This window comes from Acetobacter papayae JCM 25143, assembly GCF_000613285.1.
Taxonomy (GTDB): Bacteria; Pseudomonadota; Alphaproteobacteria; order Acetobacterales; family Acetobacteraceae; genus Acetobacter; species Acetobacter papayae.
Genome location: NZ_BAIN01000039.1, coordinates 1 through 25,097, shown reverse-complemented (window position 1 = coordinate 25,097; position 25,097 = coordinate 1). Strand labels below are relative to the sequence as shown.

Annotated in this window: 15 protein-coding genes and 7 pseudogenes; 3 read left to right on the top strand and 19 right to left on the bottom strand. The window is 58.7% G+C overall.

The window, feature by feature from the left end:
* From JCM25143_RS10010 to JCM25143_RS18600, 6 genes and pseudogenes are all read right to left on the bottom strand, one after another.
* A partial coding sequence (locus tag JCM25143_RS10010) for a nicotinate-nucleotide adenylyltransferase (protein ID WP_051543204.1) occupies window positions 1-501 on the bottom strand: 501 nt, incomplete at its 3' end.
* A 43-nt stretch (window positions 502-544) separates the two neighbouring features.
* Window positions 545-1,859 (bottom strand): annotated as a pseudogene (locus tag JCM25143_RS18610) (glutamate-5-semialdehyde dehydrogenase).
* 80 nt (window positions 1,860-1,939) lie between these two features.
* Window positions 1,940-2,776, bottom strand: coding sequence for a redox-regulated ATPase YchF (gene ychF, locus JCM25143_RS18605; RefSeq protein ID WP_267879941.1), 837 nt, complete (start codon window positions 2,774-2,776; stop codon window positions 1,940-1,942).
* A gap of 48 nt (window positions 2,777-2,824) precedes the next feature.
* On the bottom strand, window positions 2,825-3,031 hold the full coding sequence (locus tag JCM25143_RS24760) for a GTPase (RefSeq protein ID WP_267879940.1): 207 nt from the start codon (window positions 3,029-3,031) through the stop codon (window positions 2,825-2,827).
* The gene (gene pth, locus JCM25143_RS09995; RefSeq protein ID WP_025861032.1) at window positions 3,031-3,612 is read right to left on the bottom strand and encodes an aminoacyl-tRNA hydrolase; all 582 of its coding nucleotides are present in this window, start codon (window positions 3,610-3,612) and stop codon (window positions 3,031-3,033) included. Before pth ends, JCM25143_RS24760 begins: the two co-directional genes overlap by 1 nt.
* Window positions 3,613-3,685: 73 nt before the next feature.
* Window positions 3,686-4,343: pseudogene (locus JCM25143_RS18600) on the bottom strand (50S ribosomal protein L25/general stress protein Ctc).
* A 198-nt stretch (window positions 4,344-4,541) separates the two neighbouring features.
* Here JCM25143_RS18600 and aspS point away from each other — a divergent pair.
* Window positions 4,542-6,337, top strand: a pseudogene (gene aspS / locus JCM25143_RS18595) (aspartate--tRNA ligase).
* Between the two features lie 90 nt (window positions 6,338-6,427).
* Here the strand turns inward: aspS and JCM25143_RS09980 are convergent.
* Window positions 6,428-8,236 (bottom strand): diguanylate cyclase, encoded by a 1,809-nt coding sequence (locus JCM25143_RS09980; protein WP_025861031.1) that lies wholly within the window; start codon window positions 8,234-8,236, stop codon window positions 6,428-6,430.
* 408 nt (window positions 8,237-8,644) lie between these two features.
* Here JCM25143_RS09980 and JCM25143_RS09975 point away from each other — a divergent pair, with 408 nt between their 5' ends.
* On the top strand, window positions 8,645-9,529 hold the full coding sequence (locus JCM25143_RS09975) for an EipB family protein (protein ID WP_025861029.1): 885 nt from the start codon (window positions 8,645-8,647) through the stop codon (window positions 9,527-9,529).
* Window positions 9,530-9,567: 38 nt separating this feature from the next.
* On the opposite strand, the gene JCM25143_RS09970 is transcribed toward JCM25143_RS09975, so the two are convergent.
* From JCM25143_RS09970 to JCM25143_RS09930, 10 genes and pseudogenes are all read right to left on the bottom strand, one after another.
* Window positions 9,568-11,070: a hypothetical protein gene (locus JCM25143_RS09970; RefSeq protein ID WP_025861028.1), complete on the bottom strand. Its 1,503-nt coding sequence runs from the start codon at window positions 11,068-11,070 to the stop codon at window positions 9,568-9,570.
* Between the two features lie 97 nt (window positions 11,071-11,167).
* The gene (locus tag JCM25143_RS23995; protein ID WP_234395165.1) at window positions 11,168-11,353 is read right to left on the bottom strand and encodes a hypothetical protein; all 186 of its coding nucleotides are present in this window, start codon (window positions 11,351-11,353) and stop codon (window positions 11,168-11,170) included.
* The gene (locus tag JCM25143_RS23990) at window positions 11,350-11,757 is read right to left on the bottom strand and encodes a hypothetical protein (RefSeq protein WP_234395164.1); all 408 of its coding nucleotides are present in this window, start codon (window positions 11,755-11,757) and stop codon (window positions 11,350-11,352) included. The genes JCM25143_RS23995 and JCM25143_RS23990 overlap by 4 nt, the downstream gene beginning before the upstream one ends.
* A gap of 26 nt (window positions 11,758-11,783) precedes the next feature.
* Window positions 11,784-13,004, bottom strand: a complete 1,221-nt coding sequence (locus JCM25143_RS09960; protein WP_081773555.1) for an aminopeptidase — start codon at window positions 13,002-13,004, stop codon at window positions 11,784-11,786.
* A gap of 178 nt (window positions 13,005-13,182) precedes the next feature.
* Window positions 13,183-13,743, bottom strand: coding sequence for a DUF1643 domain-containing protein (locus JCM25143_RS09955; protein WP_025861026.1), 561 nt, complete (start codon window positions 13,741-13,743; stop codon window positions 13,183-13,185).
* Between the two features lie 81 nt (window positions 13,744-13,824).
* Window positions 13,825-15,098 (bottom strand): annotated as a pseudogene (locus JCM25143_RS18585) (MFS transporter).
* A gap of 496 nt (window positions 15,099-15,594) precedes the next feature.
* Window positions 15,595-17,466: pseudogene (locus JCM25143_RS18580) on the bottom strand (AMP-binding enzyme).
* Between the two features lie 172 nt (window positions 17,467-17,638).
* Window positions 17,639-18,568 (bottom strand): annotated as a pseudogene (prpB, locus tag JCM25143_RS18575) (methylisocitrate lyase).
* A pseudogene (gene prpC / locus JCM25143_RS18570) lies at window positions 18,565-19,730 on the bottom strand (bifunctional 2-methylcitrate synthase/citrate synthase). The pseudogenes prpB and prpC overlap by 4 nt, the downstream one beginning before the upstream one ends.
* A gap of 28 nt (window positions 19,731-19,758) precedes the next feature.
* A complete protein-coding gene (locus JCM25143_RS09930; RefSeq protein WP_025861025.1) occupies window positions 19,759-21,318 on the bottom strand; it encodes an MmgE/PrpD family protein in 1,560 nt (519 codons plus the stop codon).
* Window positions 21,319-21,447: 129 nt separating this feature from the next.
* On the opposite strand from JCM25143_RS09930, the gene JCM25143_RS09925 reads away from it, so the two are divergent.
* Complete coding sequence (locus JCM25143_RS09925) at window positions 21,448-22,869, top strand: helix-turn-helix domain-containing protein (protein WP_025861024.1); 1,422 nt, start codon at window positions 21,448-21,450, stop codon at window positions 22,867-22,869.
* Window positions 22,870-23,217: 348 nt separating this feature from the next.
* Here the strand turns inward: JCM25143_RS09925 and JCM25143_RS09920 are convergent, their stop codons facing one another.
* Together JCM25143_RS09920 and JCM25143_RS18565 are read right to left on the bottom strand one after the other, a co-directional pair.
* Window positions 23,218-23,958, bottom strand: a complete 741-nt coding sequence (locus JCM25143_RS09920; RefSeq protein ID WP_025861023.1) for a YfdX family protein — start codon at window positions 23,956-23,958, stop codon at window positions 23,218-23,220.
* 329 nt (window positions 23,959-24,287) lie between these two features.
* Window positions 24,288-24,941 carry a DNA/RNA non-specific endonuclease gene (locus tag JCM25143_RS18565; RefSeq protein WP_081773554.1) on the bottom strand — a complete coding sequence of 218 codons (654 nt, stop codon included), beginning with the start codon at window positions 24,939-24,941 and terminating at the stop codon, window positions 24,288-24,290.
* Window positions 24,942-25,097: the final 156 nt, after the last annotated feature.

The following is a 25,097-nucleotide window of genomic DNA, read 5'->3' as shown; positions in this document are numbered from 1 at the left end:
CGCCCCGTTCAGTGCTGGTGCGTTCTGCCCCGGCCGCGGGAACACCGCTATGGGCAGATCATGCACCAGAACGCGCCAGCTTTTCCAGCGTGGCAGTGAGGCAAGGCCATCGGCCCCCATCAGCCAGACAAACCGCACATGCGGAAAACGCCGCCGCAAGAGCCCAACTGTATCCACCGTGTAACGGCTGCCGAGTCGCGCCTCGATATCCGTCGCCACAATTTTACGACCATCACCCAGCGCGCGAGCAGTGGCCATGCGGGCATCGAACGCAGCCATGGCCTGCCCTGCCTTGAGCGGATTGCCCGGCGAGACCATCAGCCACACCTGATCGAGCCCCAGCACCTTCAACGCACGCCGCGCAATCGTGCGGTGCCACAGATGTCCGGGGTTGAAAGACCCCCCCAGCAGGCCGATCCGCGCCCGACGCCCATCACCCCATGTAGGAATGGAACGCCCAGCAGAAGCGGACAACGCAGGCGGAAGCAGATCAGAAGGCATGTCTACTCCCTGCCCGCTTGTGTTATCCGCCGGGCCGGGGCTTTCAGGCCCGGACCTGACCGTTCCCGATCACTTCGTAACGGAAGGTCGTCAACTGCTCGACACCCACCGGCCCACGGGCATGGAAACGCCCTGTGGCAATACCGATCTCGGCCCCGAACCCGAACTCTCCGCCATCGCAGAACTGGGTGGAAGCGTTCCACATCACCACAGCACTGGAAACGCCGTTCATGAAGCGAATGGCAACACTTTCATCCGATGTCACAATGGCTTCGGTATGGGATGAGCCAAACTGCACGATATGATCAAGCGCGTTTTCCACGCCATCAACCACCGCCACATTCAGCACCGCATCAAGCCATTCCGTCGCGAAATCCTCTTCTGTCGCGGCGGGCAGTTCAGGCACAATGGCGCGTGCGCGCTCATCTGCATGGAACGTGCAGCCCTTATCAGCCAGATCCGCCACAATCTGCGGCAGCAGGGAGGGAGCTATCGCCGCGTCAATCAGCAGGGTTTCCGTGGCACCACAAATGCCCACGCGCCGCATCTTGGCATTCAGCACAATCCGGCGCGCCATGCAGGATCTGCGCCGCGTGCACATAGGTGTGGCACAGCCCTTCCGCATGGGCCAGCACCGGCACACGGGCCTCGGCCTGCACCCGCTCGACCAGTGAACGCCCGCCGCGCGGAATGATCAGGTCCACCAGACCAGCGGCCCCCAGCATATCGGCCACATGCCGCCTGTCTGCATCGGGAGCAATCTGCACCGCGTCTGCCGGCAGACCGGCAGCACGCAAGCCAGCCTGAACAGCGGCATGAATGGCCCGCGCGCTCTGCAGGCTTTCAGAACCGCCCCGCAGCAGCACGGCATTGCCGGATTTAATGCACAGACCTGCGGCATCAGCCCCCACGTTGGGGCGGCTTTCGTAAATAACGCCAATCACCCCAACCGGGGTTGCCACACGGCGAATGCGCAGCCCGTTCGGGCGTGTCCATTCTTCCAGAACCTGCCCCACGGGGTCAGGCAGGTCCGCTATGGCTTCCAGCCCCTGCGCCATGGCCTCCACCCGCTCGGGGGTAAGGGTCAGGCGGTCACGGAAAGCAGCGGTGGCGGTAGAAGCGTCAAGATCACGGGCATTGGCCTCCAGAATGGCTGGGGCCATCTCGCGCAGGGCTGCGGCAGCAGCCCAGAGCGCCTTGTCTCGATCAGAAGAAGAACTCTGGGCCAGCACCCGCGACGCATGCCGGGCGCGTCGGGCAAGTGCGATCATCGGTCCCGCATCTGGCAAACCGTTACCCTGCTGAACAGGAACGGCCCCTTGCGCCACATGCTGCAGACTGTCTCCCTCCGTGATCATGACGGTGTTCCTATCTCCATTCCGGTTTGGCGGGCCGCACCCTGCGGCCCTGTTCCAGTAAAATTAAAAGGCTGCGCACTTCAGACGTTAAAGCGGAACAGTAGCACATCGCCATCCTGCACGACGTATTCACGCCCTTCAATACGCAGACGCCCGGCTTCTTTCGCCCCGACCTCGCCATCATAGCGAACATAATCTTCGTATGCGACGGTTTCACAAGCAATGAAGCCACGTTCAAAGTCATTGTGAATGACAGCCGCGGCCTGCGGTGCCTTCGTGCCTGCCGTAATGGTCCAAGCACGGGCTTCCTTCGGACCAACCGTAAAATAGGTCCGCAGCCCCAGCAGGCCGTAACCGGCCGCAATCACGCGGTCCAGCCCGCTATCCTTGAGGCCCAGCCCTTCAAGGAATTCACGGCGTTCCGCATCTTCAAGCTGGCTGACTTCCGCCTCGATCGCAGCAGAAACGATCACGACCGCAGCGCCCTGCGCCTCGGCCATGGCCTGCACCTTGCGCGAAAAGGCATTGCCTTCAGCCGCTGCGTCTTCCTCAACATTGCAGACATACAGAACCGGCTTGCTGGTCAGAAGCTGGAGGCGGCGCACCGTTTCCTCCTGCCCCGCCGGAATAACGGCACGCACGGGCCGCCCTTCGCGCAGGGCCTCCATGATCGGTTCCATGACTTCGATCTGGGCCATAGCTTCGGCGTCACGGTTCCGGGCGCGTTTCTGCAGGTTGGGCAGACGCTTTTCCAGCGAATCCAGATCCGCCAGCATCAGCTCGGTTTCAATGATTTCAGCGTCACGCACCGGGTCCACACCACCTTCGACATGGGTGATGTCGTCATCCTCAAAGCAGCGCAGAACATGAATGACCGCGTCCACCTCGCGGATATTGGCCAGAAACTGATTGCCCAGCCTTCACCACGGGAGGCACCACGCACCAGCCCGGCAATATCGACGAATTCAAGCTGGTCGGTATCTCGCGCTGCGATTTGCCGATACGCACCAGCGCGTCCAGCCGGGGGTCAGGCACCGCAACACGGCCCACATTGGCTCTATGGTGCAGAACGGATAATTGGCCGCCTGCGCCGTGGCCGTAGCCGTCAGCGCGTTGAACAGAGTGGACTTGCCCACATTGGGCAGCCCCACGATCCCGCAGTTGAAACCCATCAGCCCTTGCTCCCATCCGGTAATGCAACACGCGTCATAAACTGATCCGCCCGGCCATCGGCCAGCAGGGGCGCGGCATCCGCCATGCGCTCCAGCGTCCGGTCCAGCCATTCCTGGCGGTCAGAGTCCGTAAAATTTCCCAGCACCCAGCCATGCACCCGCGCTTTTTCGCCCGGATGACCAATGCCGATCCGCACACGCCAGTATTCGGGCGTGCCCAGCATACGATCCGTCGAGCGCAGGCCATTATGCCCTGCGGCCCCGCCACCCTGCTTGATACGCAGCCGGCCCGGCGCAAGGTCGAGTTCGTCATGGAAAACGGTTATCCGCTCGGGCGGGATTTTATAGAACGCAGCCGCGTCCTGCACGCTCTCACCCGAACGGTTCATATAAGTCATGGGCAGCAGCGCCAGCACCTTGTGCCCGCCCACGCGGCCCTCGGCCACCTCGCCCCTGAAGCGGTTGCGCCAGGGTGAAAACCCGTAACGCGCCGCGATGGCTTCCACCGCCATGAAACCGACATTGTGCCGGTGCCGACGCATGGAGGACTCGGGATTGCCAAGTCCGACCCAGAGCAGCATAGCCTGCTTTTACCTCATATCCTTAACACAACGGGGGGCATACGCACCGCGTATGCCCCCACATTCGTGCTATTCAGCCAGTGACCTTAAAAAAGCCGGACCAATCAGCCTTGGCTTCCTCGGTCGCCGTGGTGTCCACGCTCGGCGCGGCAATGCTGGCGATCACGAAGTTAGGCTCGTGAGAGACCGGGTTCGCGCCCTCGGTGCCCTTCACGTCTTCCCAACGCACGTTGTCGTTGATGTCGAGCGCGGACAGATCAACCGTGAAGAACTCGGGAATACGATCCGCTTCCACTTCCACGTCAACCGTGTGGCGCACAACGTTCAGCATGCCACCGCGCTTGATGCCGGGGGACTTGTCTTCACCCACGAAATGCACGGACACTTCAACATGCACGCGCGAGCCAGCGGCCAGACGCAGGAAGTCGACATGAACCGGCGAATCCTTCACCGGGTGCAGCTGCACGTCACGGATCAGGGCGCGTTCAACCTTGCCGTCCACCGTGATTTCATACACGCGTGAACGCCAGCCAGACGTCTGCAGGCCCTTGACGATAACGCGCGGATCAAGCGCGATCAGAGCGGGTTCCTGGTTGCCACCATAAACAACAGCCGGCACCAGACCTTCACGCCTCGTCGCCCCGCGCTGCCCCCTTACCAGCCCTCGCGCGCGCCGAAGCTTCAATCGATGTAATCTTGGACACGTTGGTCTCTCCTAAAGAACTTGTCATCACACGTGCCTCCAGGGGTGCCCGTGTGGTGGCTGCGCCTTACAGGAAAAGCCCCCTCAAAGCAAGCTTGGCGCGCCATTACAGCCGAATGCAGCCTTGACATATCGGCCCCGCCCCTGCTTCCTCCGCCTTCTAGAGCATTCTCTTTTTCCGGTCACAGCCATGCCCGCACAACGGGCCAGAGTTCAGGACACAGCCATGCACCCCTACCGTTCCCACAGCTGCTCGGCCCTTCGCGCGCACGATGCGGGCGCCACAACCCGCCTGTCCGGCTGGGTACACAGCAAGCGGGACCACGGTGGGCTGCTGTTCATTGACCTGCGCGACGAGACCGGCATTACCCAGATTGTTATCCCCGCGGGTTCGCCCGTCATGGAAACGGTCGAACATGTGCGCGTTGAAAGCGTGATAACCGTCACTGGCGAAGTGGTTCTGCGCGAAGAGAGCACCCGCAACCCGGATCTGGCCACGGGAGATATCGAGGTACGGGCGCGTGAATTTGTGCTCCAGTCCGCTGCCAGCGTGCTGCCGCTGCAGGTGGCCGGGCAGGAACACTATTCCGACGAACTGCGCCTGCGCTACCGCTATATCGACCTGCGCCGCGACAAGGTGCACCGCAACATCCGCCTGCGCGCCTCAGTGATCGCCAGCATGCGCCACCGCATGACCAAGCTGGGCTTCGTGGAACTGCAGACCCCGATCCTGACCGCCTCATCCCCCGAAGGGGCTCGTGACTTTCTGGTGCCTTCGCGCAACCACCCCGCAAGTTCTATGCCCTGCCGCAGGCCCCGCAGCAGTTCAAGCAGCTTGCCATGGTGGCCGGTTTCGACCGCTACTTCCAGATTGCTCCGTGCTTCCGTGACGAAGCCTCCCGCGCAGATCGCTCCCCCGGTGAGTTCTACCAGCTCGATTTTGAAATGGCCTTCGCCACACAGGACGAAATTTTCGCCGTGATGGAAGAGGTCATGAGCGGACTGTTCACGGAGTTCGGCAATGGCCGCACCGTCAGCACCGCCCCCTTCGAGCGCATTCCCTATGCCCGCGCCATGAAGGTGTATGGCTCGGACAAGCCTGACCTGCGCAACCCGCTGCTGATTACCGACGTCACGGAAGCCTTTGACGGTTCGGGCTTTGGGCTGTTTGCAAAAATTGCGGCAGATGGTGGCGAAATCCGCGCTATCCCGGCACCGGGTGCGGGCGACCGTCCGCGCTCCTTCTTTGACAAGCTCAATGCCTGGGCGCGTGAAAACGGCGCGGGCGGGCTTGGCTACATCACCTTCAATGAAGACGGTGGTCAGGGCCCCATTGCCAAAAACCTTGAGGCCCGCCGCGTGGAAAGCATCCGCACCGCACTGGGCCTAAAGCCGGGCGATGCCGTTTTCTTTGCCGCAGGCAAAGGGCATGACGTAGCCAAGTTCTCCGGCCTTGTGCGCACCCGCCTTGCGGAAGAACTCGACCTGATCGAGAAAAATGCCTTCCGGTTCTGCTGGATTACCGATTTCCCGATGTACGAACTCAACGAGGAAACCAAGCAGGTCGATTTCTCGCACAACCCCTTCTCCATGCCTCAGGGTGGGCTGGATGCGCTGAACAGCAAAGACCCGCTCGATATTCTGGCTTACCAGTATGATATCGTCTGCAACGGCATTGAGCTGTCTTCCGGCGCGATCCGTAACCATCTGCCCGAAGTCATGGTGCGGGCCTTTGAAATTGCAGGGTACCCCGAAAGCGAAGTGGAAGCCCGCTTTGGCGGCATGCTGAACGCCTTCCGCTACGGTGCGCCGCCCCATGGTGGTTCCGCCCCCGGTGTGGACCGCATTGTCATGCTGCTGGCAGATGAACCCAATATCCGCGAAGTCATCCTGTTCCCGCTCAACCAGCAGGGCGAAGATCTGATGATGGGCGCCCCTGCCCCGGTGCCCGCCGAGCGTATCAAGGAACTGTCACTGGCGCTCGCACTTCCCAAGCCCAAGCCGGTCACTGTCAAAGACTGAAGACAACAATACCCCGCCCTGTAAAAACAGGGCGGGACGCTGGCCCGCGCGCCATTGACCGCATAGACACCTCCGCCCCCTCGGGCCGGATCATGCATCCAGCGGTTGCAGCACCATTTTCTGATTATTAAAGGCACAGACCCGGTTACGCCCGGTGCGTTTGGCATCATACAGGGCGGTATCAGCCTCCTGTATCAGAAGATCGAGCATCTTGCCCTGCGCGTATCTGGCAAATCCGCAGCTTATTGTAATTTTGATGTTCTGGGCCGGGCTGATTTCAAAAGTCTCGTCACTTACGCGCTGAGCAAGACGTTCAAAAACCTCGCCCGCCTTTTCCTCATCGCTCAGCACGGCAATAACAAACTCATCTCCCCCAAAGCGGGAAACGATATCAACCTCGCGCATTTCCGTGAGCATGAGTTTGGAGATTTTAGTTAGAACAAGATCACCGACTTCATGACCATAGGTGTCATTGATGGTCTTGAAGTGATCAATATCAATATAAGACAGACAGAAGGTTTTGATATTCGAACCGATCAGGGTTTTCATTTTTTCATTGAAACCCGCGCGGTTCAGCAGCCTTGTCAGTTGATCTTTTTCAGAACGCTGTATTGCATCAGCCAATTTTTCTGATTCCTTGGTAATGTCATGTACGGTCACGATTGCCCCAGACACGACACCACCCGTCCAGAATTTTCTGAAACTGACATTCAGAACCAGTATCTTCCTGTAAGCGGAACGGTAGGAGAACGTATAGATGGTCTTGCTGTCATCTTCAAAAAATGACCGTAGAACCCCTTCATTCACTTCATCCGCACCCAGAACATGAATGATGTTCTCCCCCACGACATCCGAAGCACTACATCCCAGAAGATCGAGCGAAGCCCCACCTGCCCAGCGGCACAGACCATCGTAACCAATACTGACAATACTATCCGTTGCGTTTGACATCATCACATTGAGCATCTGCTCTCTGGCGGCCACTCCCTGCATCAGGCTTTCATTGCGCATGAAAATGATGGACACCGCACGCTCAGTGAAAACCAGAAACAGCAGATAGATCTGCAAAATGGCTTCCTGCCCCAGATAACCGATATGCATCAGCACGATCGGGCCAGAATTCCTGAACGTGAAATGAATTGCCAGCATGGACACGAGCATGACCGTGCTGGAACCCAGAACCTCACCACAGAGCAGTGAATTTGCAATAACTAATGACGTGGGAATGAACAGAAAAGGATAAGCACTCTGGTTGAATACGAGATATGACGAGACAACCGTAATCAGAATGGACAGACAGGATACAAAAATACCTTTTTTGGTCGAAAACGCATTTCTGATATTGTCGCGCAGTGCGCCGCTGAGAATATAAGTAAAGGGCCGTGCAAATGTTACATTGCCCAGAGATAGACTGAAAAACCAGTCCACAAAATCACCTAGAAAAGGGCTACCAGCTTCAAGAGCATTAAATGTGCCGCCCAGTATCGCGCAGATAAAGGGAAAAATGACCCCTGAACTGATATTAAAAACCAAAATGGACTTATAGTCCGAAAAAATCAGGCCTTTTCTGATATAAATTCTATAAGCATGGCATGAGAGAAAAATCTGGATTGAACTGACCAAAGCATACAGAACCATATAAAAACCATGGTATCCGCAGATGGTCTGGGCAATAAGGCTCGCCAGAAAGGTGATCAGCGTAGCGCTTTGTATATTATCTATTTTTCTTGAAAAAATGGAAGCCAGCATGAGAGCATCCGCTGGCCATATCGTAGCGTGTCCGACCCGATACGATGTGTAAGTGATGGAAAGAGACGCAATAACGACATATAAAAACAAAAAATAAAGATATGTTTTTGTTTTTTCTATGGAAATATATCGCTTGCTATTACCTAGCATTTCAAACTCTCTATCACTTTTTTAACATCTATCATGCTCCGAAAATCATGATAATAGAAAAATATGTATAAATACATTTTTTATCCGTAATTAATTGATAAATTTCACCCCCCAGAAAACAGAAAGCCTCAATTATTTTGGTATTAAATGCTCTTGTACAGAAAAAAAATTATCCTGTGCTTCATACAGGATAGTCTGTTCAGCGCACTATCAGCGTTTAAGAATACAAGCACCTTCATGACCGCAACGCCTCTGCGCTGCTCAACAGGGAGCCATACACCCAACAGTAATGGCCACGGCAACTCGCAACCATATTGGCGATATCCGCTCTAGAGGCAGCATTTCCACCCAGACACCATATGTCTCACGCGATTTTTTATACACCTTACGGTTGCATAAAACCGTCAGATGCTTTCCCTTGCCCTCATGATTTTTTACCTGTTTACGGCCCGCTCTCCCGCTACGCCTGCTCTTTGCCTGCTGCTTGCATCCTGTTTCTTTCTGCCCGCCGCCGTGTGCGCGGCCGCCCGGCCTGCCTCACTCGCATCACAGAATGTACGGTACAGCCTCGATCTGGTGGAAACCGCCGGGGGCGGCACAACCGATGCCTCTGGCAGCATGAGCTATTCCGTCCACCGCACATGTGCCGCATGGGAAACCGTGCAGAAGCTGGAAATCCAGAGCATTACGCGCGAACATGGCCCCGAACACATGCTGTCCGATTACACCACCAGCGAAAGTCTGGATGGACGGCATCTGACATTCCATACGCAGGAACAGGTGAATGGCCATATCCTGCAAACCGTTAGCGGACAGGCCCAGATCAATACCGATGGCTCCGGTTCTGTGACCTATGACCGCCCACTGTCCAAAAAACTCAACCTGCCACCCGGCACCATGTTTCCCATGGCACATACCGGTGCGCTGATCAGCGCAGCAATGGCACAGCAGAGCGAGTTGGCCACCCCGCTCTTTGACGGCACCCTGCCCGATGGTGCGCAGGACAGCTACGCAACGCTGGTGGGCTGGGCAGCTACTCCCGCGCCCAACAGCCCGCCTGCCCTACGCATGCTGCCTGCGGGGCATATCCATGTCGCGTATTATGATCGCTCCCGGCAGGATATGACGCCAGCCTACTCCATTGGCATGCATTCCTACGCCAATGGGGTCGTGGACAGGCTGGATCTGGATTTTGGTGATTTCCGCATGAACGGCACCCTGCGCAGCCTCGAGCTGCCTCCGGAGCCAACCTGCCCACAACCCTCTGAAACCGCGCCAAAGGCGCTTCCCTGACCCGACTTCTGGCGAACCGGACGTTCAAAACGAATGTTCTAGGCCGTGTATCCACCCGAGTGGGTGCCACCGCCATAAAAGGCATCATCCTGCGGGTTGGGGGCCGCTGGCGAGGTCCGCCAGACCCGCAGCCTGCGCCACCAGCTTGGCCTGCGCCGGACATAGGGCGGATACAGACGGAACTGATAGCCTGAAAGCAGCACCGTCCAGCCCGCATTAATAACTGATGTAAGGGCGGTACTATTCAGCATGGCGTTGGAGAAAGACGCTGCCTCCATCTCTGCACCACTGCCACCCAGACCAGACATAAGTGCTGCCAGCGCCACGGAACTGTTCATTTCGTTGGAAGCCGCGCTAGAGGCACTCCGACCCATTTCTTCCAGGCTGGACAGGGGCAAGCCCTGCTGGGTCTGGGCATACAGCGTACCATCATGCCGCCGCACCTCGCCCGCAAGGCCGGGATGCACGGCATTTTCATACGCCACGGCCTCCATGGTCATGCTGGCGGCAAGTTCTGCCGGGCCTTCGGGCAAAGAGAGCCCGGCTTGCGATACCTGATTGTACAGGGGCCAGTTGGTGCCAGTCGGGTGATACAGAGCCGGTGGAGCATAAAGTCCACCCGTTTGCGCACCGCCTCCCGGCCCGCCAATTACGCCGCCGGTTTCGGCCTCTGCCTGCATCATGTTGAATGCGTTCAGCAAAACGGCCTTCTGTGTATCCGTCAGTTCCGTGCCGGACAGGGCATTTTCCAGTGCTGTGGCAACCGATGTCAGTGCCGTACCTGAAAGCATAAGCCCCGGCAGGGTAATCGAAGGCCGGAGCCCCGATGCAAAAAAGACTGATGACAGAAAGCTGTCTTCGCTCAGGGCAACCGTTTCCAGCAAGGCGGGCAGAAGTGCGGCTACCGCTGCGGCCTCCGTGCTGGCCTGCCCACCCGCCAAAGCCTGCAATGCAGTTGAGGCCGAGGCAGTCTGGGCCTGCCCGGTCTGGGCAGGGAGTGTCTGCCCTCCGCCTTGTGTGCCCTGCGTGCTGGTAGCGGAAGTGTCAGTCGCTATGGCCTGCAACAGCAGGGAAACGCTGTCCGTTTCAGCCAGAGCGGGAAAAAGCTGTGTTTCTGCCGCCAGTCCTAGCCCGGAGGAAAGCATCTGCTCCAGCCCCGCCAGACGGGTAGCCTGAACGAGCTGCGCCGTGGCATCTCCAATACTGACAGTGGGCTGCGGCATGGCCTCCAACAGGGCGGTGGCTTCAGAGCGCTGGGCACTATTGAGCGCATCAACCAGCACCGCACCCTCTGTAAAGCGGGTGGCGGCTGATAAAACGCTATCCAGCGTGCTGGAAGACACCGTGCCCGTCATCCCCAGATCACCCAGCGCTTCAAGAGCCAGGTTGGAGAGCACAACCGTATCGTTGCCTGTTTTAGCCTGTGTGGCGCTGCTGACTGGGGTAACGGCCCCTACGCGGTCGGTTGCATCAACCTGCCCGGAATAGGCGGTGGCCCGCATAACGGCAGCGGTGGAATCGGCGGAGGTAAAACCGGTCACTGTCGCATCCTCACCTGAGTGCCAACAAACACGGGGGTCTGTCTGGATCAGACCAGACAGATGTTAAGAACAGGCTAACACCCCCCTTGTCGTTTTTTTAATGCACGGACGTGCTGCTACTCTGTCGTGCGCCGCGCAGCACCCCTACCAACTCCTGAAGCGCTTTGGGGTTGCTCTTGAGCAGATCGACATTCTGCGCATCAGGCGTGGGCATGTTGCCTTTAGCCTGAGAGGGCGGAACATTCATGAAATTGGTGGTCAGCCCCACACAGGTCAGGCTCATGACAAAGTCATGTGCCGTAAAGCCGTGCGCCTTGAGAATGGCCTCCAGCCCCGGAACCTGCTCCACCAGCCTACTTGCTGGTCCAGCGACATGCCATAGCGCGCCGGGGGCAGAATACCCGCTGCCTGAATACCCCGCAGGGTGGCCGACAGGCGTGGCAGCACATCGGGTGCCAGATGATAATGCAGCGCCGTTTCCATATCATGCTGCATGGTGGCAACCTGCTCGGGGGTCAGGCCCGAAGCCTGCCCGCCAGCGCCTACCGGTGCGGTGGTCTGCGCCTGCGCAGCGCCTGCAACCACACTCCCTGCCAGCACGGTTACACCCAGCGCCACACGGCAGAACCGGCCAAAACCACGCCCTGCATCCTGACGCTGCTGCATTGCCTTACGGAGAAAAGACATCCCCACCCCCTCTTTCATCTGTTCCATCAAACGTCTGAAACCCACTCACCCTTACGCATGAGCGGCACGCGCGTAGCGTCCGCCGTCAGGGCATCCACGTCAATGGCACCTGAGCCAATCATCCAATCGATATGAATAAGGCTGCTATTGGCACCGCGCGCGGCAAGGGCTGCCTGATCCTGCCCCTGCGTATCGCGCATGCACTTTGTATAGGCCTGCCCAAGCGCAATATGGCTCGCGGCGTTTTCATCAAACAGGGTGTTCTGGAACAGGATACCGCTTTGCGAAATAGGAGAGGAATGCGGCACAAGGGCCACCTCGCCCAGCCTGCGCGACCCTTCATCCGTGTCCAGTACCCGCATGAGCGTTTCCTGCCCGCGTGCTGCGTGCATGTCCACAATGCGCCCCTGCTCGAACCGCACCTGAATCCCGTCTATGAGCGACCCCTGATAGGAAAGCGGCTTGGTGCTGCACACCGTGCCTTCCACCTTGAGGCGGTGCGGCGTGGTAAAGACTTCCTCGGTAGGAATATTGGGGTTGCACAACACGCCATTGCCCGCCAGTTCCGAGCCCGCGGCCCAGTCGTGACCATCGGCCAGCCCTACCGTCAGATCCGTGCCCGGCCCCGAAAAATGCAGCGCTGCATAACGGGCATCATTCAACGCGGATGCACGTTTGTGCAGGATAGCGTTATGGGCAGCCCAATCTGCTACGGGGTCAGCCCCGGTCAGGCGCGAGACAGAAAAAATGGCCCGCCACAGGGCTTCCAGCGCCTGATCTGGCGCCATATCGGGAAAAACCTGACTGGCCCAAGCCGGAGTCGCTGCCGCGACAATGCACCAGTTCACATCAAAATTGGTGATGATTTCCATGGCCGGACGATTAACCGCGGAGGCCGCACGGCTGGCGCGAGAGACATGATCAGGGTTCTGGCCTGCCAGCAGGGTCGGGTTGGAGCCCGTAACCGCCATACGCGCGGCCCCGGCGCGAAAGCCCTCCGCCATGCCCTGCGCCAGCCAGCCTGCGGCCGTGTCAAAAGTGGGTTCCGCTGCATATTTGTAACGGGCCAGCGTGGCCTCATCATCCGAGTAGAAAGTCGTAACCAGCGAAGCACCGGCCTTGTAGGCGTGTTCGGTAATCCGGCGCACCAGCGGCACGGCGCTGAGTGGCGCTGTCAGGATCACCTGCTGGCCCGGCGCGACATTCAGCCCGGTACGCGCGGCCACGGCTCCCAGCCGGTCCAGCATGGTGCTGAACTCAGCCGAGGCCAGATAGCCACCCTGCGCCACATCCTGCCCGTTTTCACTCTGCGCGCTGCCCTGTTCCGTCACGATCCTGCGTTCCTTCCGTTACCCATCATCATTACATGCTCCATCCGATACCGATGCGCCGTTGCCGTCAACACGGGCCATATCGGGCCTGTGCCTATCCTGCCTGTTCAGGCAGCAGAACCGGTGTCAGGCTGGCGGGCAGATAGAGCGGATGGCACGGCCGCCCCGATGTGCTGAGCCGCAGCGCATAAACCGCAATGCCATGGGCCTGTAAGCCATGCACAACCTCGGGCCCGCGCGCGCGCAATTCCCGATGATGTGGCGAACCATAAGCCGCGATCACCTTATCGGCCTCGCGCGCCATGGCCAGCAGGGCGGCATCGTTATCCGGCCCCACGGGGTCCGGCGTTTCCAGCAGGCGTGTCTGGTCCGTGCAGCGATAGGCAAAGGTGTTACCCACCAGCATGCCTCCATACCCCCAGGCCCGGGCATAGCGCTGGCATTTGGCCACCGTGCGGTCATCCCCCTGCTCTGTCGCAACGGAAGGGTTCATCATCAACCACATCAGCAGGTGCCGTGTCGGATCCCATACGCGCCGGAGCGTATAGCGGTAACATTTTTCCGGGCCGCCATACGTGGCCGTACTCACGACATCATCAGACAGTTTCAGCGGGCGCGAGGTCCCTACATGATGTCCTTCAAACAGATCCTTCATGACTTCCCATGCCAAGCGTTACCAGTGCCCCCTGTTTAGGCGGCTTGGACCACCGGCACAAATGCAGCCTGCACCATCCCCTCAAACCTCTGCACTATCAGCAAAGGGTGACCCCTCATACAGGCCCGATTCAGCCTTTTGCCTGCGGGCATTAAGCAAGGTCAGCACCAGTACGGCCAGCGCGCCACCGCCTACAACCGCCATCAGCGCAGGAGCAAGCCCCACACCGCACAACCGGGCTATGCCCGTTTGCAACAAAGGTGTGCTGGCAGCAAACAGGTTGCCACATTGATAGGCCAGCCCCGGAACGTCGCCCGGATCGAAGCCGGAGAAAGCTCGTTCAGATAAGCAGGCACCACGCCCCAAGCTCCCTGCACACAGAACTGCATGCACACCGCCCCTACACCCAGCCACAAAGCTGAATGCGGCAAGGTCCATAACGGCAGAACCGGCAACACCAGACAGACCGCCAGAGCAATGGCGTATTGCCGCCCTATACGCTGTGAAAGCATGCCAAAACACAGGCCTCCCGCCATGGCCGCTAGCGTGTACAGCACCACCATAAGGGTAATGGTGGGAGCAGGCAGGCCCCGTTCCAGCCCCAGAAAGACCTTGGGGTACAAATCCTGTGAACCATGGCTCATGAAATTAAAGGCGGACATCAGCACCACGGCGAACACGCACAGCATGGCATTGTTACGCACCACGGCCAGCAATCCGGGGGCGCGCTCACCTGCTGGCGCTCCAGCACCGGCTTTCTGGCGGGCCAGCCAGTCCGGGCTCTCCGGCACGCATAGCCAGATATACAGCGCCGAGAAGATAGCGCAGCTTCCCAGCACAAACAGGCCACGCCAGCCTATCACCGGCAGCAGCAGGAACAGCAACGAGGCCAGCAGGTAGCCAGCAGGATACCCCGCCTGCAAAATACCTGACGCTGTGCCACGCCAGCCGGGCGGCACGCTTTCCATCATCAGCGAGGCCCCGACACCCCATTCCCCTCCCAACGCCACGCCAAACAGCGCGCGCAGGAACAGGAACACCCCCAGCCCCGGTGCCAGAGCAGAAAGAAGTTCAATCAGCGAATAGACACAGATTGTCGCCAGCAATACCGGCTTGCGCCCATAGCGGTCCGCTGCACGCCCGCACAGAAAGGCCCCTATAGGCCTTGTCACCAGTGTCAGCGTGGGGGCCAGCAGAACGGCTTCAAGGGATACCCCAAAGCCATGTGCGACATTATCGAGCGTGAACAGCACAAGAAAGAAGTCACAGGCATCAAGCATCCACCCCAGAAAAGAGGCGATAACGACATGACGGGCCGTGCTACGCTCGTCCGGTTTTGGCAGTGAGAGCACCATTACACCAGTTCCTCCCGCCCCTGTAGCCTGAAAGGCGGAGCGCACCCGCTCTGCCCTGCCTGAACACGAATTGTAAAAAGCGTATTACTGAATAGGCAGAACAAAACCGATGGAAATAGTTTCACAAAAACATTTTTAATGCTTCATTAAATGATAAACGCGCAGAATGGACGAGCGGCAGCGAAAAGGCGTGCTTTATGTTCCGACTTCTACCAGCTATCTCGACACTTATAGCACTGGGCTCTGTTCCCAGTTCCAGTCAACTTCCTGTCATGGTGGGGTCGCGCTACTCCCCACGGGACAGTGTGCTGGACACACTACCGCCCCTACCCGCCACCAAAAAAACCGTTCACCCGCCTTTTCTATGCGTGCGCCGCCTGGACATCGCTACATTACAGGATTGAACACCGCATAAATGGAAAGGCCAGGGAACACTCCCTGACCTTTCACTCTTGCCGCGCCTGGCAAGCCCGTCATGCAGGACTTTAGCTGAGGTTCAAGCCCTGGCCTGCTCGGGAACCCCCATTCCAAAAGTGGACTGCGCCCACACCCTGTCGCACAGGATCTTGACCACCGCCATGTCGTTAAGTGCCGACAGGTCACCAAAATTTTCCGTCTCGCCCTGTGCGATCTTACGCAGGAGGCGGCGGACAATCTTGCCCGAACGCGTTTGCAGATCAGGTACCAGATAGACCGCCTCGGGTGCCGCATAGCGGCCAAGCTGCTTGGCCACAAAACGCCCTATGCCGTCTTCCGTCAGTTCACCCGCCGCATCCTTACGGGGAATGACGAACACCACCAGCGCCTCGCCCTTGACCGGGTGAGGAATCCCCACCGCGGCACTTTCCACCACACGATGGTCTTCACCCAACACGTCTTCCACCTCTGCCGTGCCAAGACGGTGGCCTGCAATATTGATCACGTCGTCCATACGGCCGGTAATCCAGTAATAGCCGTCCTCATCACGCCGCGCGCCATCCCCTGTAAAATACAGGCCGGGAGCAGCACTGAAATAGGTCTGTACGAACCGTGCATGATCCCCCCAGATTGTCCGCGCCTGACCGGGCCATGAACGGGCAATGCACAGCGCTCCCTCCCCGGCTCCTTCCACGGTCTTGCCCTGCGGGTCGATCACCCGCATGGCCACACCGGGCAGTGGCGTGCTAGCAGAACCCGGCTTGAGCGGCTGCGCACCCGGCACCGGCCCCAGCACCACCCCTGCCGTTTCGGTCTGCCACCATGTATCGGCAACGGGGCAGCGCTTCTGGCCCACCACATCATGATACCACAGCCAAGCATCCGCTGATCGGCTCGCCTGCCACCCCGAGCAGACGCAGCGAGCTGAGGTCGCGCTTTTTCACCACCTCATCCCCTTCGGCCATCATGCTCCGCACGGCTGTTGGGGCTGTGAACAGCATGGTCACCCGGTTTTCCTGCACCAGATCCCACCACCGGCCGGGGTAAGGGTGCCCGGGCAGGCTGTCGGAAATCATGGTGGTACCGCCATTGGCCAGCGGCCCGTACACAACCGAGGTATGGCCCGTAATCCATGCCACATCCGCCGTGCACCACAGCACATCGTCAGGGCGGAAGGTGTACACCATACCCATGGTGTAAGCTGCCCACACGATATAGCCGCCACAGCTATGCACCACGGCCTTGGGCTTGCCCGTGCTACCAGAGGTATAGAGCATGAAAAGCGGGTCTTCCGCCTTCATGATCACCGGCACGAAATCCGCTTCGAAATGATCGACAAAACCATGATAGTCATGGTCACGCCCCGGCAGCATCATCACCGGTTCGTCCGATGTGCGCACTACCAGCATGGAATGCACGGCACAGGACGCACCGGCCCGCTGCAACGCTGCATCCATAGTTTCTTTGAACGCCACCATTTTAGTGCCACGGCGTGCGGTGCTGGCGGTAATGACCACCACCGCCTGACTGTCCACAAGCCGCTCTGCAATGCCTTCAGCCGAAAAACCACCGAACAGCACCACATGCACGGCTCCAATACGCGCGCAGGCCAGCATAGCCACAACGGCCTCGGAACACATGGGCAGGCAGATCGCCACGCGCTGGCCTTTTTCAACCCCCAGATGGCTCAGGGCATTGGCAAGGCGGCACACACGCTCATGCAGCATGGTGTAGGTCAGTTTTTCAGCCGGGCCATGCCCTTCACGATGGGCGATCAGCGCGACCTGATCGGCCTTTTCAGTCAGGAACCGGTCAAGGCAGCAGACGGACACGTTGAGTTGCCCATCCTCGAACCACCGGATTGAAACATCGCCCGTAAAGCTGCCGCTAAACCCTCGCGTGGGCTTTTTATGCCAGTGCACGCGCTGGGCCTGTTGCAGCCAGAACCCATCAGGATCACGGTTGGCATGCTCACGCATAGAATCCAGACCCTGAGCGGACATGAGAGCGGGATAGTTTTCGTAAAAACCGGTGGGTATCACTGTTGTGTCTGTCATGACTCCGTTCCCCTTTTTATTATTTTTGTTCGGGACAGAAAAAATGTTTACACAGGCAGCCGATATTCAGGCGGCACTCCGATCAGGCTGACCAATATGCGGCAACACGGTAGAAACAATACCCGCATCGAGAGCTTCATAGTCATAATAACGGATAGTCTTGTAAAGTTCCTCGCGGGTTTGCATGTTTTCAAGCATATCACGGGTACCACCTGTCCGGGCAATAGTTTTGTACAGCTCATCCTGCGCCTTGTTGGCTGCCCGCAGGGAGCTGACAGGCCAGATAATCATGCGTAGCCATTTCCTCAAACTCGCTGGCACTCAGGTAAGGCGTGCGGCCAAACTCCGTCATATTTGCCAGCAGCGGCACATCAGGCAGACGTCTGACAAACTCCTTGAACATCTCAACAGATGTCAGTGCTTCTGGAAAAATCGCATCCGCCCCGGCCTCGTAATACAGGCGGGCTCTGGCCACCGCACCATCGATCCTTCGGAGCCTGCGGCATCCGTACGGGCAATAATGACCATATCACGCCGGGCTTTTGCAGCAGCAGCTACTTTCTGCGCCATGTCCTGCGGCGAAACGAGCTTTTTGTCGTTCAGATGGCCGCATTTCTTGGGTAGTATCTGATCCTCGATATGAACCGCAGCCGCACCCGCATCTTCAAAAGCCCGCACCATGTGCATGACGTTGAGGGTTTCGCCATAGCCCGTATCGCCATCAACCAGCAGTGGCAGCCCGCTTGAACGCACGATCTGGCGGATGAAAAAACAGACATCCTCCACGGTAATGATCCCCAGATCAGGCAGGCCCATGCTGGCGGTCATGGCCGCCCCTGACAGATACAGGGCATTGAACCCATTATCTTTCGCCTGCAGGGCCGCCTGCCCGTTATGGGCTCCCGGAATCTGCATAATGCCTTTCTGGCTCATGAGAGCGCGAAACCGCTTTCCCGCGGGGATCGCGTTCATATCCGCTCCGATCAGGTAGGTCATGCTGCATTCTCCAGCCCATCGCGTTCGCGCAGGGAAATAAATGGCCGCACATCGGGGCCGACATAATTGGCCGAAGGCCGGATGATCTTGCCGTCCACACGCTGTTCCATGACATGCGCGCACCAGCCTGTAACACGCGCCATGACAAACACGGGCGTAAACATGGCCGTGGGGATACCCATGGCGTTGTAGGAAACCGCGCTGAACCAGTCGAGATTAGGAAACATCCTTTTCTCCTGAGCCATGATCCGCTCTATGCGCTCCGCTACGTTATACAGGCGCATGCTGCCGTTGCGGCGCGACAGGTCACGGGCGACATCCTTGATGATATCGCTGCGCGGGTCGGCAATCGTGTAAACCGGATGGCCGAAACCGATGATCACTTCCTTTTCCGCCAGACGGCGGCGTATATCCGCCTCGGCTTCATCGGCCGTGTGGTAGCGCTGCTGGATATCCAGCGCCACCTCATTGGCCCCCCCATGCTTGGGGCCACGCAGGGCACCAATGGCCCCCGTAATAGCCGAATACATGTCCGACCCCGTTCCCGCCACCACACGCGCCGTGAAAGTAGAGGCATTGAACTCGTGTTCGGCATACAGGATGAGGGATGTGTGCATGGCCTGCACCCAGTCCTCCTGCGGTTTTCTGCCGTGCAGAAGCTGCAGGAAGTGCCCGCCTACGCTCTCATCATCCGTGCTGGTTTCAACCCGCTTGCCGTGATTGGAGTAGTGATACCAGTACAGCAGCATCGACCCGTGCTGGCTACCAGCCTGTCCGCGATCTCTCGCGCACCGGCGGCGGGGCAGTCGCTCCGCTCCGGCAGGGCGCAGCCCAGAACCGATACGGCAGTGCGCAGCACATCCATAGGATGGGTGGCCGCAGGCAGACGCTCCAGTGCAGCCCTTACGATATCAGGAATATCGCGCATGCCGCACAGGCGCTGCCTGTAGCCTTCCAGCTCGGCGCTGTTGGGCAGGTAGCCGTGGATGAGCAGGTAAGCAACCTCCTCGAACGTGCAGGTGCTGGCCAGATCGCGAATATCGTAACCGCGATAATGCAGGTCGTTACCGCTATGGCCGACCGTGCTCAGCGCCGTATTACCTGCGGCTGTTCCTGAAAGAGCCACGGATTTCTTGGGTTTTTTATGCAGTTCGGCGGTCACTGTTCTGCTCCCCTCTTCTTTTCCTGTGTCAGGATGTCAGCTCGGCAGGCTGGCGGATGGCCGCAGCCCCCTGCACCTGCCCGAAATTAAAAATGCCCTGCGCGGTATTCTGCTGCATGTCCTGTGCGGGAATGAGCAGTTCAAGCAGATGCAGTTCCCCCGCCTCAAGCGTAGGCAGGCGCTGGACGATTTCCAGAAACCGCGCCACCTCCGCTTCCGGCACGACACCTTCGGCCAGCATGCGGAATTTGCGGATATAATCCGCCCGCACCCACGGCGCGGCCCCCAGCGTGTGCGCATTGGCCACGGCCAGTTCATCTTCCAGAACGGAACCATCCTTCATGCGGATGATGATGCGCCCGCCAAAGGCTTTCTTGTTGGGGTCGGCCTCATGATAGCGGGCTGTCCAATCTGGTGTTTCCACCGTACGGATCTTCTGCCACAACCGCACCGTATCCGGCCTGCGCGCCCGCTCGGGGGCATAGGAACGCACCTGATGCCATTCACCATCCTGCAACGCCACGGCCACGATATACATGATCGAATGATCCAGCGTCTCGCGCGAGGCACCGGGGTCAAACTTCTGCGGATCGTTTGAGCCGGTGCCAATCACGTAATGGGTGTGGTGGCTGGTTTCGATCAGGATATCGGCGACATCATCCCAGTTCGTGATCTTCTTGCCCATGCGGAAGGCAAGGTCGATCAGCGCCTGACTCTGATATTCGGCGGAATGTTCCTTGGTAAAGGACGACAGAATGGCGCGCTTGGGCTCACCTGCCATGGGGAGCGGCACGCTGTAACGGGCGTCCTTGCCATCGAGCATCCAGGCAATCACGCCATCTTCCCCTTCATAGATGGGGGTGGGCGATGTTTCACCCATCATGGCGCGATCAACGGATTCAACTGCCATCTTGCCTGCATGGGCCGGAGCGTAGGCTTTCCATGAGGAAATCTCGCCCTTGCGGCTCTGGCGCGTGGCCGTTGTCACATGCAGGGCCTGCCCGATTGCCTGATAGACAATAGCAGGGGGCAGACGCAGCAGCGTGCCAATACCCGCGGCAACCGACGGGCCAAGATGCGCTACATGGTCGATTTTGTGCTTGTGCAGGCAAATTGCCCGCACCAGATCAATCTGGATTTCATAACCCGTGGCAATGCCGCGGATCAGATCCGCGCCACTCCGGCGGCACTGCTGCGCCACGGCCAGAATACCCGGAATATTATCGCCCGGATGCGAGTATTCCGCCGCCAGAAATGTATCGTGGTAGTCCAGCTCACGCACGGCGGTACCGTTGGCCCATGCTGCCCACTCGGCATGCACGCGCACATCCGGCCCCATGCCGAACAGGGTTGCGCCATCGGCCCGGCGGTGCGCCAGTGCCTCAGCCCGCGCACTCATGACCGGATGACGGTTGACCGAGGCCACCGCCACCGATGCATTGTCGATCACGCGATTGATGATCATGTCCGTGACAGATTCTTCCACCGCCACGGGGTCCGCCGCAACCTCGGCAATCTTCCACGCAAGCTGATCCGCGCGCGGCAGACGATCACTTTCCGGATGCACTCGAACATCATGATACTGCATTGGTCCAACCTTTGGTCTGGTATGACGACACGCCAAATGTCGCAGACTGTTGTGTGGAACAGGAGGCAGATAAGAGTAAAAAGAGGCGAAGGGAATTTTCCCGTTTGCAAAGTCTGCGAAGTCCGTCCCATGCCCAGGAACAAGACCAAACTCTTTGCAGGCCCGCGCCTGCGCCAGCTCCGCCAGCGCGAAAGCCTTACTCAGGCCTCTTTAGCGGAAATTCTTGATATTTCGCCCAGCTATCTCAACCAGATGGAGCGCGACCACCGGCCCGTGCCCGACCATCTGCTACAGGCGTTGTGCGAGCATTTTACCATCACCCCGGCATGGTTCAGCGATACCCGCGAGGCGCATAAGGTGCAGGCCCTGCGCGAAACCATGGCCGACCCGCTTTTCAAGAACAGCCCGCTACCGCTGGTCAAAATGGCTGAGGCCGTACGCCAGAGCCCAGACCTGTGCGATGCATTTTTGTCTCTCTACCGTGCCTATGCCGCCGAACGCGAACGCCGCGAGGATGAAGCCACGTTTTCTCTGCCGCAGGAGCCTTACGAAACCGTGGGCGACTGGGTGCAGGAGCACCGCAACTACTTTCATGAACTCGACCGCGCAGCCGAACTCTTTTACGAAAACCTGAAGATAGAAGATGGCTCACTCGGCACAGCCCTTGCCGCCCACCTACTCAGCCAGCACGGCCTGACACTGGCTCCAGATGCCGATATGGAAGCCAGAGGTCTGGTCTGGCGCATAGACCGGCAAAAACGCCGTATCCTGCTCCCCCCCAACCAGCCACCGGAAAGCACCTTGTTCTATCTGGCCCAGATTATCGGCCAGCTTGAGCACAATACCCTTATTACGCGCATTCTGCGGCGCGAAGGCCCCAAAGATACCAACGCCATTGCGCTGGCCCGCGTTTATCTGGGCAATTACTTTGCCGGGGCGCTGCTGCTGCCCTACACGCGGCTCCTGCACGTGGCAGACCAGACCCGCCACGACATTGACTGTATCCGCCGCCATTTTGGTGTGAGCTTCGAGCAGGTCAGCCATAGGCTCAGCACCCTGCAAAGACCGGGGCAGGAAGGCATTCCGTTCTATTTTCTTAAACTGGATATAGCCGGCAATATTCTCAAAAGTTTTTCAGGCAACCGTTTTGCACTGGCCCGCTTTGGTGGCCCCTGCCCGCTGTGGAATGTTTTCCGGGCCTTTGCCACGCCGGGACAGATACAGGTGCAGCTTTCCCAGACAACCGATGATTCGATCTACCTCAACATTGCCCGCACCGTCAGCCGCGAAGGCCTGACCTATGCCGACAAGCCACGCCAGATTGCCATTGTGCTGGGCTGCACCATCGCCAATGGTCAGGAGACGGTTTATGCGGCGGGCCTGAACATGGAAGACCACAGCCTTGTGGTGCCAATCGGCCCCGGTTGCCGGGCCTGCGTGCGGGATAATTGCAGCCACCGCTCGCTACCTGTATCGGGCCGCGCGCTCGATACAGGCAATGATGCCCGTGGCGTTGTGCCCTATCGCGCCCTGCCTGAAGGCAAACGCTGAAAAACTGAAAGGAAAATCTGGTGGGGCAAGGAGAGTGCAACACCCCTGCGGCTTTGACGGGGATGCAAGCCTGACCGCAGGGTTCGGGGGTACGAGATCGCTTGATAAAACGCCGGGGATGGCGTGTCACGGCGATGCCCCTTGCCCCACCAGCTTGATACCATCATCGCCGTGACTTTTTGATAATAAGAAACATTCTCATCTAATGCAACAAAAAAAATCAGGCCCTTTCTCTCGGGCCTGATTCCTGATTACACCGCCATTTCGTCGTAAAAAAATAGCGGTTAACCGCCAGTATTCAGGCATGAGGCACATAACGCCCGCATGCCTGAACCTTATCTGACTGAATTAATGAGCCGCAGCCGGAGCGGCTACTGGAGCAGAGGCAGCAGGAGTCGCAGGGGCTGTTTTGGCAGGGGCCGATGCCGTGGGAGAAGCAGCCTGCTGTTCCACAAAGTCATCAGACACAAACACGACTCCATCCAGCAGGTCGTTCAGGGCATCAACCGCCTGCGAACTCAGACGCCCTTCCGTAAAGACCTTCGCGCGGTTCAGAGCGCCCTGCGAGGGCTCAAGCGGTGCCAGAGCAATAATGAAATCCGTATCCTGCCCAACAACGGCCAGTGTTTCCTGTGCCTGCTGGGTCTGCCCGGCCTTCAACTGCTTGTTAGCAGTCTGGATTGCGGCTTTTTTCTCAGGTGCGAGCGTATCGGTTACGACCAGTTCTCCACCGACAGGAACCCATGTCACCGACCCGGTTACAGGCTTGTGGTCTGCCGCGGTCGGGTGGCTCGGCGCGGGCTGCAACTGGCTTTCCGCCGCCATGAAACGATGGTTATCCGTAGCAGCGGCTGCAAAGCGCTTCTGCGCGTCATACAGAAGCGGGATTGCCGCATCGGTTTTGCCCTGACTCAAAAGGTCACGTGCCTGCAAAACGTCTGTCATGGCTTTCTGCCCGTCTGCTGAGAGGTGGCGCATGGCCCGACCAGCCTTGTATTCCTCCCACCGGGCATGAAGGGTTTCAGCCTGAGCCGGAACAACGCTAACCATGAGAGCTGCCGCAGCCAGAAGGGAGAATTTAAGACGCATGATATTTATTCCATCTCAGCATATAATCGGGAGCAGACAGCAAAACTCCCTACCCCACCCTGTGAAAACATAGTGTCCTGACCCACGCCATTCAATTGCGTGCAATCTAAAAAAAATATTACAGGGGCATTATTTAATATTTCTATAACTCAATTTGAGTTTTATTTTGCAAGCGCTTCTCACCACAATGCACGGTGATTTACCATGCCTTTACGGCGTCGTAGGGCCCCATTGCGATTCGTCCACAGATTCCGTGGATACTCCGGCGGGTAAGTCTGTGAATAACGGGTACATCCGACGTGGATACCGGGTGTGCCCGCTCTGTCGCCTCAGCCACCCTCATCCAGACGGCGGGGCGATGGCAGATGCCAGAAAGTATTCTGCACCGTATCGGGCAAAGCGGGGAAAGGGTTCACACCTGTATTGCGGATCAGTGTTGCCACCGACACCGTATCGCAGCGCGGTGGGCCTTTCACATTCTTACATACATACACCCCAGCCCGCCCGCGACGGGGTGAATAAACGGCTTTCCAGGTCGAACTCGGCACAAAAACACCGCTCTGACCGATGGTGGGGATAGGACTGGTGTGGAAGGCAGGCCCAGTCACCACGTAAAGCTCACCTTCCTTCCGGGCCAGACTACGCACCGTTCGCTCGATCCGTGCCCATTGCCCCTGATTGAGCGATGCCGTCTGCGGCACGATATTGGAGAGGGCAAAGGTTTCAAACTGTGCCGTCGGGTCGGGCTGGTCCGCACTGGGGGCCAGATGCCCGCGCGTGTAGCCTGAATGGGCGAAGTCGCTCAAATGGCTAGTACCGGGCCAACGGGTATCTTCATAAAACGACCCCGCCCGATGCAGGTGGGATGCCGACCGCACGCTCTCACGCGACAGATGCTCTGCCGCCCATAAGGGCGTGTGCGTTACAGCGGAAACCAGCACGGCATAACCGTGGTTACACAAAACCTGCGTGTCATGCAGCATGAAAGGCCGGGTAACCACCGGCAGACTCCCCCCGGGGCCAGAAAGGCGCACGCCGCCCCTACCCCCGTCTCCGCACTGGCACTGGCACTGGCACTGGCACTGGCACTGGCACTGGCACTGGCACTGGCACTGGCACTGGCACTGGCACTGGCACTG